Source organism: Vreelandella janggokensis, assembly GCF_031451615.1.
Taxonomy (GTDB): domain Bacteria; phylum Pseudomonadota; class Gammaproteobacteria; order Pseudomonadales; family Halomonadaceae; genus Vreelandella; species Vreelandella janggokensis.
In genome coordinates this window covers 562,843-575,840 of the sequence record NZ_JARWAJ010000002.1, presented here as the reverse complement: position 1 = coordinate 575,840, position 12,998 = coordinate 562,843, and the positions used below count along the sequence as shown (strand labels likewise).

Genomic DNA, 12,998 nt, shown 5'->3' with positions numbered 1-12,998 from the left:
GGCAAAAGCATCCGCTATTGATTAAGGAGAAAAGGCATGCAGCGCGAGCAGGATCCCGAAACACGCGACTGGACGTTCACGTTGGGACATCGTGAACTGGTGGTGCACCAACGCTACGAAGCGCTGAGCATACTGAATGACTTCATGTTGGGGGTCTGGTTTACCATCGGCAGCGTCTGCTTTTTCTACGAAGGCAGCCTCAGAACGCTGGGCGTGTGGCTGTTCGTGATTGGCAGCGTGCAGCTGCTGTTACGCCCGGCGATTCGCCTGCATCGCTATATCTACTTCAAGCAACTGCCGGACACCAATCACGATGCCTAGCAGCCTGTTCAGCGCAGCTGGCTATCCTTGCTGCCTCGACGGTTATAGCCGCTGACGCTTGCCTGCTTCTTGTCCACGGCCGCCTGGCAGTCCACGCACAGCCGAACGCCAGGAATGGCCTTGCGGCGGGGCTCGGGGATCGGCTCGCCACATTCTTCGCAGGTGTCCAGGCTTTCGCCCCGGGGCAATTGGCTGCGGGCTCGCTGCACCGCGTCTTCCAGGGTGCTTTCTATCTGCGCTTGTTCAGCGCCGTCTTTTGCCCATCCACCCGCCATGGCCGCGCTCCTCGCTAGGTTAAAACCTCTTTCAGCATAGCAGCTAGGCGGACGGGTCGTGTTGCTCGACGTCCTCGAACACCTCGGGATATTTGCGCTTGGCGCGCGCCAGCCGAATGATGGTAATGATATTGGTGATCACGATCAGGGCTTCGGCGAGCGTGCCACCAATCGTGCCGATCAGCAGGTTGTTGAGCATCCATGCCAGGGCCGCCAGCCCCAGGAAGACGCGCATGGCGATGCCGCGCAGCAGGAACATGCCCAGCGTGCCCAGCACCATGGCTGTCAGGGGTAAGACGTCGATCCAGCTCTGCCAGGTAAGCCATGCCGCGATACCGCTGACCGCCAGTACTCCCGCCATGACCGGCTTGCTGCCCAGAAAGCGCCGAGCCAGCACGATACGTACAATCACCAGCACCGTCAGCGCAGCGGCGGTCCAGCTCTCGAAGAACACAAACTGCAGCGCAAAGGCCACGTTGGCCGAGATCAGCAGCACCAGCAGGCGGTCATCGTGCTTGCTTGCAAACGCCACCAGGCAAATCACCAGGGCGACCAGGCCAAAGAACTGACCAGCCAGGGCGCTGTGGCTGAATGTTTCAAGCATAACGACAGGGCTCCTAGTTCGGCTTTGCCCCAGGCTACCACGTCGTTACCGTCACTGCCTCTGGCCAATGGCGGCCATTGGCAACAGCTTGAGCGGTGACCAACCCAAGCCTAAACGCTATTTGTTGAGTTTTTTGCGCCGCTGTTCGGCCCGCTTGATGGCGGATAGTTTTTCGGGCCGCTTCATCGACTTCCAGTGGCGGATCTCTTCAATACTGCGCCCACAGCCAGTGCACATGCCTCCTTTCAACTGGCAAGCCGAGATGCAGGGACTGTCGATTTTCTTGGCCATCAGTGCCTCGCGGCACGGGAGCGCAACCGGCGCTGCCAGTCGCCACCGTGAGTATGCTGGCACGACTGCTCACTATCGAAATCGATATGCTGGCTAACGCTGTCGATTGCCACGCCCGCATCAACCAGGGCATTGGCCGTAAGGTCATGAAGGCGCTGCTTGTCGCCTCCTTTCAGCGCTGAAGCCAGGTGTGCATCAGTATCAAATACCCAGATAACGACAAGGCTTGCGGGGAAGTTCTGATAGTCAACGCAGTGGGTCAGCCAGACAAACCCAACCACCTCCGCTTTGGCCTGTTCGCAGGCATCGGTCAGCGCAGCAATTAGCTGGCGCTCCAGTTTGCCGCGTTCCCGTTTGGCAATCATGAGTGTTCCTGCTCGTTCGTGTGTGTAGAGAAGTAATCCGAACCGCTGGCCGACTGCCGGGAGACACCCGGCAACGCCTGCATCCCCGTGCCAAGCACCAGTCCGTTGCCATTCCCAACAGCTCGCCAAGCGCCTTGACGATCACCGCGTGGCATTTGCCAACCGGGCTCGGTACTGCCACACCAGCACCATCACGGGCACCAGCGCGACAGGCATCAACAGCAGGTTTAGCATTGCCCAGCCCAGGCTGCTGACCAATGGCCCCGCCATCAGAGCCGTGGTAGCGGCGGTGCCAAACACCAGAAACTCGTTGGCGGCCTGAGTACGGGCTTTATCCACCGGCCGGTAGCTTTCGGTGAGCAGCCCGGTGGCGGGCAGGAACGTAAAGTTCCACCCCAGGCCCAGCAGCATCAGCGCCACGTTGAAACCGGCGAGACTGATACCCAACTGAGCGACCAGTGCGCTTGCCACCAATAGCAGGCAGCCTACCACGATGATCCGTTTGGCACCGAAGCGAGTGGCCAAGTGACCCGTAAAGAACGAAGGCAAGAACATGGCCACCACGTGCCACTGAATGGTCATCGAGACGTGGTTGAAGTCGTGCCCCGCTCCCGCCATGGCGAGCGGCGTTGCGGTCATGGCCAGATTCATCACGCCGTAACCGACCATCGCCGCGCTCACCGCCACAATAAACCCGGGCTGGCGGACTATCCTGCCCATCGGCAAGGCGGTGCCTTCACCGTGGGTGCGCGAAGAGGGCGGTAATTGCGTCAGGATCAGCACCACCAACGCCAGGGCGTAGATGGCAGCCAGACCGGCAAAGCTGCCCAGAAACGGCACCTCACCCAGTTCCCGGCTGACTCTCGCCAGCCACGGCCCGGCAAACGCGGCCAGGACACCGCCGCCCATCACCAAGCCAATCGCCCGATCACGCAGGTGCGCAGGCGCCGCCTCCACGGCGGCAAAGCGATACAGCTGACCAAAGCCAATGCCGATGCCGATCAACCAGGTCGCCAGCAAGAACAGCCCAAAACGTTCGCTCATCAACGCCTGAACGGCCACCAGCGCGCCCACCATTCCCACTATGTTGCCCAGCATGAACCCGCGCTTGCGGCCCAGCCTGGCCATGATCAGCGAGGCGGGAATGGTGGCGCACATCAATCCCAGCCACTGGGTGGCAACCGGTGCAGTGGACAATGACGCGCTGGGCGCCAGAGAGGCCCCGATCAACGGCGAAACGGCAATCAGCAGGACATTACCGGTGACCAGCAGCGCCTGGCAGAGCGATAACAGAGTGACGGTTAAAGGCATGAGTGATGCTCCAGGGTTTAATCCGCATGTGAAGACGCAAAGCGTTGGCGATAGACGGAGGGGGATACCCCGTAGTAGCGCTGGAACTGTCGGCGCAGCTGCTCGGCACCGCCCAGCCGCCAGCGCGCTGCTAACCGCTCCAACGCGACGGGCTGATGCGTGTCGAGTAAGGCAAGGCGAGCCTGTTCGAGCCGCAACTGCGTCAGATAAGCGCCCGGTGTGGTGTTCAGATACCGCCTGAACAACCGAGACAGATGGCGCGGCGTAACGGCCATGAAAGCCGCCATTTGATCCACGGCATGTTCGCCAGCGGGGTCGGCATGCAAGTGGTCAAGCAGGCGGCGCAGCGGGCCCGCGGATTGCTGGCCGCGCAGTATCTCGCTGAACTGGGATTGCCCGCCAGGGCGATGCAAGAACACCACCAGCTCGCGGGCCACGCGCCCGGCAAGCTCGGCGCCGTGATCGGCTTCCAACAACGAGAGTGCCAGATCGATCCCCGCCGTCACGCCCGCGCTGGTATAACGGCCACCGCTTTCAACGTAGAGTGCGTCCGGCGCTACCTTGAGTGACGGGTAGGCACTGGCCAGCGCGTCGGCGTATCGCCAATGGGTCGTCACGCGGAGGCCATCCAGCAGTCCCGCCGCCGCCAGCAAAAAAGCGCCACTGCAGATAGATCCCAGGCGGCGTACCTGCGGGGCAAGCGCGCGCAGCGTGGCCAGCACCTCGGGTATCTCACATTGACGGGCCACGCCGCTGCCGCCCGCCACCAGCAGGGTATCCAGCGGCACTAGCGACGCCAACTGGTCGAGGGAATGACTGGCATCAAGCGCCAAACCGCCGTTGGTCATCAGCTTGCCGGGCACATCGGCAGCAAGCGTCAATTGATAGAGCGGACGTTGGCTCAGTTCATTAGCCGTGGCAAATACCTGCCAGGGGCCGCTCACATCGAGCAGTTGGCAGTCGGGATAAGCGATTAGCGCAATATGGCGGGACACGGTGGTTCTCCCTTCAGCAGATAGAAGAGAGTGTCACCGTTTGGCAGAATGTCGGCAAGGACGATTACCCCACCGATTAAGACATTGGCCGATTAGCCCGTTTGGCTGACGGGCGCGCCTTCCATCCGGCGCACGCTGGACACAAAGTCGCTGAAGCGCTCGCCCTGGATCAATACGTGATCGCTGAGCGCCTGCTGGGCACGTACCGCATCGCCGCATTCGATGGCATCGAAAATAGCCTGGTGCTCGCTGAGCGAGTTGTGCACGCGCTGGCGAACCTGCAGTTGCAACCGTCGATACGGCTTCAGGCGCTGCTTGAGCTGGCGTGCCTCGCTGGCGAGAAAGGTGTTGTGGCTCGCCGTGTAGATACAGTCGTGAAAACCTTCGTTCTCGTAGTAATACTCGTCGGTGTCCCCCGCCAGCGCTGCTGCCTCGCAGCGTTGATGCGCCTCGCGCAGGGCGGAAAGCTCCTGTTCGGTGATGCGCCGGGCGGCCAGCCGACCGCACATGCCCTCCAACTCGGCCATGACCTCAAACATCTCGATCAGTTGGTCGATGCCTACCCTGGCAACGAAGGTGCCCTTTTTGGGGGAGACCGTCACCAAACCACTGGCCACCAGTTGCTGAATCGCCTCTCGAACCGGGGTGCGTGAGACGTTGAACTCCGCCCCCAGGGTTTCCGGATCAAGCCGCTCGCCGGGCGAACGGCGTCCGTTAATGATGTCGTCTTCCAGTGAATCCTTGAGCCGCTGGGCGTTGGAGCGTTTCGAGCCTGGCATGCGTCACCCCCTTTATTGGCAGCGCTAAATTGTACATAAAGAATATGTCATAAAGTTGACATTAGCATACGTAGCGCCTATTGATGTATATATCAGCTCGGCTGATGAATACATAAAAGCCAATCCAAGACCACAACAACAATCGTTGGAGACGCCACATGCAACGTAACCACCTAGTCACTGCCGCCGCTTTAGGACTGGCAATCGCCGCTTCGCACGCCTCAGCCAATACCATACTGCGCGCATCCCACCAGTTTCCTGGTGGCCAGGGCGATGTGCGCGACGAAATGGTCCAGATGATGGCCGAGGAAGTGGCCAACGCTGACGTCGGCCTTGAAATAGAAGTCTACCCTGGCCAATCACTGTTCAAGGCGCGCGAGCAATGGGGCGCGCTGGCGCGGGGGCGGCTGGATATCACCTCACTGCCGCTCGACTATGCCAGCGGCCGTCACCCGGAGTTTTCCGCCACGCTGATGCCCGGGCTGGTGCGCAACCACGAGCACGCCCAGCGTCTTAATGATTCGGAATACATGGACATGATCAAGGATGTCATTCAGGAAGGCGGTGCGCGCGTGCTGGCCGATGCCTGGCTGTCCGGCGGCTTTGCCTCCAGCGAGCAGTGCATCACCTCGCCCGATACCGTGGACGGTCAGGTTTTCCGTGCAGCGGGGCCGGCATTTGAAGAAATGCTCGAGGCCGCCGGGGCGTCCATCGCCTCAATGCCGTCATCGGAAATCTACACCGCCATGCAAACCGGCGTACTCGACGCCGCCAACACCTCTTCCATGTCGTTTGTGTCCTATCGTCTTTACGAACAGGTCGAGTGCCTGACCGAGCCCGGCGATTTTGCCCTCTGGTTCATGTACGAACCCATCCTGATCTCCGAGCAAGTCTGGCAGGACCTCAACGATGAGCAGCAGGCGGCGTTGATGGACGCTGGCGAAAAAGCCGAGGCGTTCTTTGCCGAAGAGGCCGCCGCCATTGACCAGCAGATGGTCGACGTCTACGAGGAAAACGGCGTTGAGGTCGTCAAGATGACCGAAGAGGATTACAACGCCTGGCTCGAGATCGCCCGTGAAACCTCGTATAAAAACTTCGCCGAAAACGTCCCTAACGGCCAAGCCATCATCGATGCGGCGCTAGCCGTCGAATAAGTCACGCAGCATTCAACCTGTCCGACCATCCTGCGGGATGGTTGGCATGATTGACGACTTGCCCGATCTGATGACCCCGCTTGATGACACCGCTTGATGAGGGACGTATGGCAACAACAACGCACACTCCGGCAACACGCAGCGGCCTGATAGGTGGCTACATCCGGACAATGGACCAGCTTTCTCGCTTTTCAGCCTACATCGCCTGCGCCCTGTTTATCGCCGGGGTGCTGGCCATCTGTCACATGGTGTTCACGCGCTACGTGCTCGGCTGGAGCACCAGTTGGCAAACCGAATTTACGATTTTTTCCGTGACTGGGGCGATGCTGATGGGCAGCCCCTATGTACTCATGACCGGAGGCCACGTGGCCATCACCATCTTACCCGATGCCATTGGCGGCCTGGGCCGCAAGATCATGCTTACCATCGCCTCGCTGTTTGGCTTCGCGTTCTGCGCCGCGCTTGCCTACGCCAGTTGGGTCTACCTCTTCGAAGCGCTCCACGGCGAATGGACAACCGGCTCGGTGTGGAACCCACCGCTTTGGCCGGCGCTGCTTCCTGTGGCGGTCGGTACGACCTTGCTGGCGTTACAGTACGTCGCCGACATTCTGCGCGGGGAGGGCTGACCATGGATCCGATTACGCTGGGTATTATCGTGGCCGTGGGCCTGATCGTGCTGATGGCCATCGGCACGCCGATTGCCTTTGCCCTGGGCGGTGTCTCACTGATGGCGCTGCTCTATGACCGCGGCCTTCCCGAACTGACTTACTTCGGGGAAACGTTTTTCGACCGTATTGCCGAATTCGGCTTTGTGGCGATCCCCATGTTCATTCTGATGGGCGCGGCCGTGGCGTCCTCGCCCACCGGGCGCGATCTGTATCGCTCGCTGGATTTGTGGATGGGACGGCTACCGGCGGGGCTTGCGGTATCCAATATTGGTGCTTGCTCGATTTTTGCCGCGCTGTCCGGCTCCTCCCCCGCCACCTGTGCGGCCATCGGCAAGATGGGTATTCCTGAAATGCGCACGCGGGGCTACCCCGACGGCGTCGCCGCCGGCTGTATTGCCGCTGGTGGCACGCTGGGGATACTGATTCCACCGTCCGTGACCATGATCATTTACGGTATTTCCACCGAAACCTCCATCGGCCGTCTGTTTATCGCCGGCGTTGTGCCGGGCTTCATGCTGGCTGGGCTGTTCATGATCTGGACGATCATCGCCTGCAAGCTGGCGGGCGGCTACGCCAATCCTCTGGCGGCCTCCGCGGAAAAGCTCAAGAACACCGTCCAGCAAAATGTCGACAGCAACATGAAAGCCGTGGTGCGTGTCCTGCCCTTCCTCGGGGTGGTGGCCGGTATTCTGTTCGCACTGTACGGCGGCGTCGCGACACCGTCCGAAGCGGCGGGCGTCGGCGCCTTCCTGTGTCTGATGCTGGCTATCCTGATCTACCGCATGTGGCAGATCGGTCCGATCAAGCTGATCATGCGCGACTCCCTGCGCGAAAGCGTGATGATCATGCTGGTTATCGCCTGCGCCGAGGTGTTCGCCTATGCGCTGTCGTCGATGTTCATTACTCAGACCGTCGCCGCAGCAATCGCCGACCTGGAGGTCAATCGCTGGGTGCTGATGGGGGTCATCAACGTCTTCCTGCTGGTCGCGGGTTTCTTCCTGCCGCCAGTGGCCGTGATCGTGATGACCGCGCCGATTTTGCTGCCGATCATCCTGGCGGCAAACTTCGATCCTTACTGGTTCGCGGTGGTACTCACCATCAACCTGGAAATCGGCCTTATCACCCCGCCGGTCGGGCTCAACCTGTTCATCATCAAGGGCATTGCACCGGATATCTCGCTGCGCGACATCCTGATGGGCAGCCTGCCGTATGCGCTGTGCATGGTGCTGGCCATTCTATTGCTGTGCCTGTTCCCCGGCCTAGCTCTATGGCTGCCCAACCTGATCATGGGCTGAAAGGAGTACGATCATGAACATGATGTTTCTTCAGGAACTGTTCAACAACATAACCCAGCGCGACGCACTGTTGCGGCGGCGTCAGTCTGTCGCCTCAGCGGTGGACCATACGCATCTGGTCAAGGCCTGCCAGGCGCTACTGGAGAGCGACGGCGAAGCCTCCAGCATCGCCCTGGCCAGCCGCGCCCTGGCGATCTACCGGCGCCTTTCCGAAGAAGAAAAGCAGCGTTTCTTCAAACGCCTCGCCGAGGACTTCGCCGCCGAGCCCGAGCAGATTGACAGCGCCTACGAAGCCTACCGCGACGCGCGGGACAACCGCTCCCTGCAGACGCTGTTCGAAGCCTGCGAGCCGCTTCGCCAGGAGCTTTTCCGGCGGCTCAACTTCGCCAGCGACGGCACCTACGAACTGGTCAACATGCGTCGGGATTTATTGGGTATGCTGCGCGATCAGCCCGACCTTGCGCCCATCGACGACGACTTTGCGCACCTGTTCGGCTCCTGGTTCAACCGCGGCTTTTTGATGCTCAAGCGCATCGACTGGAACACGCCCGCATCGATTCTCGAGAAAATCATTCGTTACGAAGCGGTACACGAAATTCAGGATTGGGACGACTTGCGGCGCCGCCTGGACGCCCGTGATCGCCGATGCTTTGCGTTCTTTCACCCTGCCATCGGCGATGAACCGCTCATCTTTGTAGAAGTCGCCCTTCATAAAGGTCTGCCAAGCCGCATTCAGCCCATCCTTTCCGGGCAGGATGGCGTGGATGACCCCGACGATGCCGACAGTGCCGCCTTCTTTGGCATCAGCAACTGCCAAACCGGCTTGCGTGGTATTTCGTTTGGTAACTTCCTGATCAAGCAGGTGGTACAGGAGCTTTCCCAGGAGCTTCCCCAGTTGAAGTACTTCGTGACGCTTTCACCGGTACCCGGGTTTGCTCAATGGCTCAGCGAACAGCGCCAAAACGACCACTGGCCGTCCAGCGTCCGTGACACCCTGGCAGAGCTCGATACGCCGGGATGGCATCAGGATACACAGCGTCAGGAACGTCTCAAAGCAACGCTACAACCGCTCGCTGCCCACTATCTGGCCGACGAAAAAAACCGCCATGGTTTGCCCCTAAACCCCGTTGCCCGCTTTCACCTGGGCAATGGCGCCAAGCTTCAGCGTATCAACTGGCTTGGCGATATTTCCGAAAAAGGCCTCAAGCAGGCCGCCGGTCTGATGGTCAACTACCTCTATGTGCTCGACGACATCGAGCGTAACCACGAAAACTATACCGCCAAGGGCACCATTGCCTGCTCGAGCGACGTGCGCGACCTCGCCAAGCGGGCGCGCAAGCTGGCCAAGGGAGAACCTGCCAAATGAACCACAATCTGTTTGCCACCTTTGCCACTCAGATGCGCAAGCGCGGGGACGCCGACTTTATCACCACCCGCGAAGGCCGCCGCTATTCCTACGCCGATGCGCTGAGCCAAAGCGCCCGCCTTGCCGGCGCTCTGACCGCTCTTGGCGTACGCCAGGGGGATCGTGTGGCGGTCCAGGTGGACAAAAGCCCCGAAGCCATTTTGCTATACCTTGCCTGCCTGCGGATGGGCGGTGTCTATTTGCCCCTCAACACCGGTTACACCGGCGATGAAATTCGCTATTTTCTGAGCGATGCCGAGCCCGCGCTGTTTGTCTGTCGGCCTGCCGACGTCGACGAGGCACGCCGCATTGCCACCGACACCGGATGCCCGGCGGTTGTCACTCTGGGCAGCGCAGCCGATGGTAGCCTGATGGACGAAGCGGCGAGCGCCGCCCCCCATGATGAAATCGCCGAGCTGGATATTCGCGACCTGGCGGCGATTCTATACACCTCGGGCACCACCGGGCGCTCCAAGGGGGCCATGCTGACCCACCAGAACCTGGCCTCCAATGCCGAAACCCTGGCCAAGGCCTGGCACTTCAGCGCCGAGGATCGCCTGATCCACGCGCTGCCGATTTTTCATACCCACGGGCTGTTTGTAGCGTGCAACGTCACCCTGATGGCCGGTGCCAGCATGCTGTTTCTGCCCAAGTTTGACGCCGACGTGATTTTCGAGGAACTACCCCGCGGCAACGTGATGATGGGCGTACCCACCTTCTACACGCGCCTTGTTCAGGACTCGCGCCTGACACCTGACGTCACCGCCAACATGCGGCTGTTCGTATCCGGTTCAGCACCGCTGACCGCCGAAACCCACGAGGCCTTCGAGGCCAAGACCGGGCATGCCATTCTCGAACGCTACGGCATGACCGAAACCAACATGAACATCTCTAACCCCTACCATGGTGCGCGCCGCGCGGGCACCGTGGGTAGGCCGCTGCCCGGCGTGGAAATACGCATCACCGACAGGGAAACCGGCGATGAGGTCGCCCCCGGCGAGATCGGCATGCTGCAGATTCGTGGGCCCAACGTGTTCATCGGCTACTGGCGAATGCCGGAAAAAACCCGCGAGGAGTTGCTTGAAGACGGCTTTTTCATTACCGGCGATCTTGCCCAGGTCGACGAGCAGGGCTATGTGCATATCGTTGGACGGGATAAAGACCTGGTGATTTCGGGTGGCTACAACGTCTATCCCAAGGAAATAGAACAGGTCATCGACGAACTGGAAGGGGTATCCGAGTCTGCGGTGATTGGCCTGCCCCACCCGGACTTTGGCGAAGGCGTCACCGCCGCCGTGGTCACCCAGCCGGGGGCGGACCTCGACGAAGCCACCATCCTAGACCACCTGCAGGGAAAACTTGCCAAGTATAAGCAGCCCAAGCGCGTGTTCTTCATCGATACCTTGCCGCGCAACACCATGGGCAAGGTGCAAAAGAACGAGCTACGCAAACGCTTCCACGATACTTACCAGTCAGCTTGACGCAGTAAAGCAAACGCCCCGCTCCCTGCAAGGCACAGGAAACGGGGCGTTTGTCGGTTGGTCGAATCGTCGTGGCGCGCTTAACCGGCGAACGAGGCGTACATGATGATGACCAGCAGCACCAGTACGATACCGGCAGGCACCGCCCCTTTCCACGGGGTGAGGTCAACATCGCCAGAGTGCTCCTGGACCCAGTCGGTCTCGCGCGGACGTAGCTTGCCAATCACCAGCATCACCGCCACCAGCAGCACGAATACCGCCGCGACAAAGTGGAACTCATGCATGACGGCGGGTAGCTTGTCGAAGGGTGGCACGAAATAGCCCGCGGCGATCAGCAAACAGCCACCTACCAAGCCAATTTTCGCCGCCATCGGCGGTACACGCTTGGTCAAAAGCCCCACCAGCACCACCGCCAGGATAGGAATGAAGTAGATGGCATTCATCTTCTGCAAGTAGCCGAACAGGCTTTCCTGACCTGCCAGTAAGGGCGCAATGGTCATGGTGGTAATGGCCATGATCCAACCAAACACCTTGCCCGACTTCACCACCTGCTCCTCTGTGGCGTCTTTCTTGAGGACTTGCTTGTAGATACCCAAGCTGAAGATGGTCGTCGTGCTGTTCAGCGCGGAGTTGAACGACGACAGGATCGCCCCGACCATCACCGCGGCAAAGAAACCGGTGAGGTACGGCGGCAGCACGTTAAACACCAGATGGCCGTAAGCTTCATCGGCGCGAATGCCATCATCGGCGTACAGGTGGTAGGCAATGATCCCTGGCAGTACCAGATAAATTGGGCCCAGCAGCTTGAAGAAACCCGTCAGCAGGACACCCTTCTGGCCTTCCGCCAGGTTTTTAGCGGCAAAGGTCCGCTGGATGATCTGCTGGTTGGTCGTCCAGTAGAACAGGTTGATCAGGAAGACACCGGTGAAAAGCGTGAAGAACGGCACCTGTTGATCACTACCGCCGATCGAATTGAGCTTGTCAGGATTGCTGGTTTTCAGTGTATTCCAGCCTTCCATGATGCCTTCACCACCGCTGACGGCTTGCAGGCCGAAGTAGACGATCACAAAGCCACCGATCAAAAGACCAACGCCGTTAAGAGTGTCGGATACCGCGACCGTGCGTAACCCGCCGAACAGCGCATAGATGGCGCCCACAATCCCTACGACCCATACCGTCAGCCAGAGTAGCGTGGTCGGTGATTCGATACCCGTCAGCGCGGGCAGGTCGAGCATGCCCTGCAGCCCTATCGCACCCGAGTAGAGAATAATCGGCAGCAAAATCACCGCGTAGGCAATCAGGAAGATCACGTTGGCGATCAGTTGCGTGCCTTTATCAAAGCGGATCAGCAATAGTTGGGGCAACGTCGCAATACCGCTTTTTAAAAAGCGCGGCAGGAAGAACAGCGCCAGCGCCACCAGGGCAATGACTGCTACCACTTCCCAGGCCATTACGCTCAGGCCATCGCTGAAGGCTGAGCCGTTCAGCCCCACCATCTGCTCGGTGGACAGATTGGTCATCAACAGCGACCCGGCAATCAAGGGAAACGTCAGCGTCCGACCTGCCAGGAAATAGCCGCTGGTGCTGCTGTGATCATCCCTTCGCGTAATGCGCCAGGTAATAAAGGCCACTAAACAAGTGAAGAATAGAAATGACGCCAGGGTGAGGGCATGCATAAGAACATCCTTCGGGGCGGTCGCGCATGCTCGCGTGCTACACAAAACATCAGCGCAGTGGATTTAGGTAAATTTACCGAGTGGCGTTGGATTTTAGAACGGTGACTCGATTCTGCTATTCGTCTTTAGTCGCAATCAAGCGCCTAAAGAGGTGTTTTTCTAACAAAATTTTCTAAATATCAGACATTTGTACCCCACCTATCGACTGACTGCCCGTTGCCGCGTTTCACTACGTCGCTGGACGTTCACAGTGTTAGAGTGGCGCTATGGAATCGCTTTAACGCATCAAGAAACGCCAGCTATCTAACTTGGCCAAGATACAAGCCGCTGATGAAATGGCCGCTTCAGAGAGCGGAAGCTCACTGGAGGAACGCCTTG

14 protein-coding genes are annotated in these 12,998 nt (G+C 59.7%); 6 read left to right on the top strand and 8 right to left on the bottom strand.

The genetic code is table 11. The features are described 5' to 3' along the window. Window positions 1-36 precede the first annotated feature (36 nt). A complete protein-coding gene (locus tag QC816_RS09400; RefSeq protein WP_309781787.1) occupies window positions 37-321 on the top strand; it encodes a YrhK family protein in 285 nt (94 codons plus the stop codon). A gap of 8 nt (window positions 322-329) precedes the next feature. Here QC816_RS09400 and QC816_RS09395 read toward each other — a convergent pair whose 3' ends face one another. From QC816_RS09395 to QC816_RS09365, 7 genes are all read right to left on the bottom strand, one after another. Continuing rightward, window positions 330-596: a DksA/TraR family C4-type zinc finger protein gene (locus QC816_RS09395; protein WP_085918970.1), complete on the bottom strand. Its 267-nt coding sequence runs from the start codon at window positions 594-596 to the stop codon at window positions 330-332. A gap of 43 nt (window positions 597-639) precedes the next feature. Beyond that, the gene (locus QC816_RS09390) at window positions 640-1,200 is read right to left on the bottom strand and encodes a YgjV family protein (RefSeq protein ID WP_309781786.1); all 561 of its coding nucleotides are present in this window, start codon (window positions 1,198-1,200) and stop codon (window positions 640-642) included. A 117-nt stretch (window positions 1,201-1,317) separates the two neighbouring features. After that, the gene (locus QC816_RS09385) at window positions 1,318-1,491 is read right to left on the bottom strand and encodes a DUF1289 domain-containing protein (protein ID WP_085918968.1); all 174 of its coding nucleotides are present in this window, start codon (window positions 1,489-1,491) and stop codon (window positions 1,318-1,320) included. After that, window positions 1,491-1,856, bottom strand: a complete 366-nt coding sequence (locus QC816_RS09380) for a hypothetical protein (protein WP_268901598.1) — start codon at window positions 1,854-1,856, stop codon at window positions 1,491-1,493. The genes QC816_RS09385 and QC816_RS09380 overlap by 1 nt, the downstream gene beginning before the upstream one ends. 141 nt (window positions 1,857-1,997) lie before the next feature. After that, complete coding sequence (locus QC816_RS09375) at window positions 1,998-3,167, bottom strand: MFS transporter (protein WP_264824789.1); 1,170 nt, start codon at window positions 3,165-3,167, stop codon at window positions 1,998-2,000. 17 nt (window positions 3,168-3,184) lie between these two features. Continuing rightward, window positions 3,185-4,162 carry a GlxA family transcriptional regulator gene (locus QC816_RS09370; protein ID WP_264824788.1) on the bottom strand — a complete coding sequence of 326 codons (978 nt, stop codon included), beginning with the start codon at window positions 4,160-4,162 and terminating at the stop codon, window positions 3,185-3,187. A gap of 92 nt (window positions 4,163-4,254) precedes the next feature. Beyond that, window positions 4,255-4,941 carry a GntR family transcriptional regulator gene (locus QC816_RS09365; RefSeq protein WP_264824787.1) on the bottom strand — a complete coding sequence of 229 codons (687 nt, stop codon included), beginning with the start codon at window positions 4,939-4,941 and terminating at the stop codon, window positions 4,255-4,257. 158 nt (window positions 4,942-5,099) lie between these two features. Between QC816_RS09365 and dctP the strand changes: the two genes are divergently transcribed. The 5 genes from dctP to QC816_RS09340 all read left to right on the top strand — a co-directional run bounded on the left by dctP (window position 5,100) and on the right by QC816_RS09340 (window position 10,944). Then, window positions 5,100-6,095, top strand: coding sequence for a TRAP transporter substrate-binding protein DctP (gene dctP / locus QC816_RS09360; RefSeq protein WP_309781782.1), 996 nt, complete (start codon window positions 5,100-5,102; stop codon window positions 6,093-6,095). Between the two features lie 107 nt (window positions 6,096-6,202). Beyond that, on the top strand, window positions 6,203-6,721 hold the full coding sequence (locus QC816_RS09355; protein ID WP_085918962.1) for a TRAP transporter small permease subunit: 519 nt from the start codon (window positions 6,203-6,205) through the stop codon (window positions 6,719-6,721). Between the two features lie 2 nt (window positions 6,722-6,723). Further along, entirely contained in the window at window positions 6,724-8,058 is a 1,335-nt protein-coding gene (locus QC816_RS09350) for a TRAP transporter large permease (protein WP_085918961.1), read from the top strand. Between the two features lie 13 nt (window positions 8,059-8,071). Next, window positions 8,072-9,424 carry a malonyl-CoA decarboxylase gene (locus tag QC816_RS09345; protein WP_264824783.1) on the top strand — a complete coding sequence of 451 codons (1,353 nt, stop codon included), beginning with the start codon at window positions 8,072-8,074 and terminating at the stop codon, window positions 9,422-9,424. Continuing rightward, a complete protein-coding gene (locus QC816_RS09340; RefSeq protein WP_085918959.1) occupies window positions 9,421-10,944 on the top strand; it encodes a malonate--CoA ligase in 1,524 nt (507 codons plus the stop codon). Before QC816_RS09345 ends, QC816_RS09340 begins: the two co-directional genes overlap by 4 nt. Window positions 10,945-11,024: 80 nt before the next feature. On the opposite strand, the gene QC816_RS09335 is transcribed toward QC816_RS09340, so the two are convergent. After that, window positions 11,025-12,620, bottom strand: coding sequence for a solute:sodium symporter family transporter (locus QC816_RS09335; RefSeq protein WP_085918958.1), 1,596 nt, complete (start codon window positions 12,618-12,620; stop codon window positions 11,025-11,027). Between the last annotated feature and the right edge of the window lie 378 nt (window positions 12,621-12,998).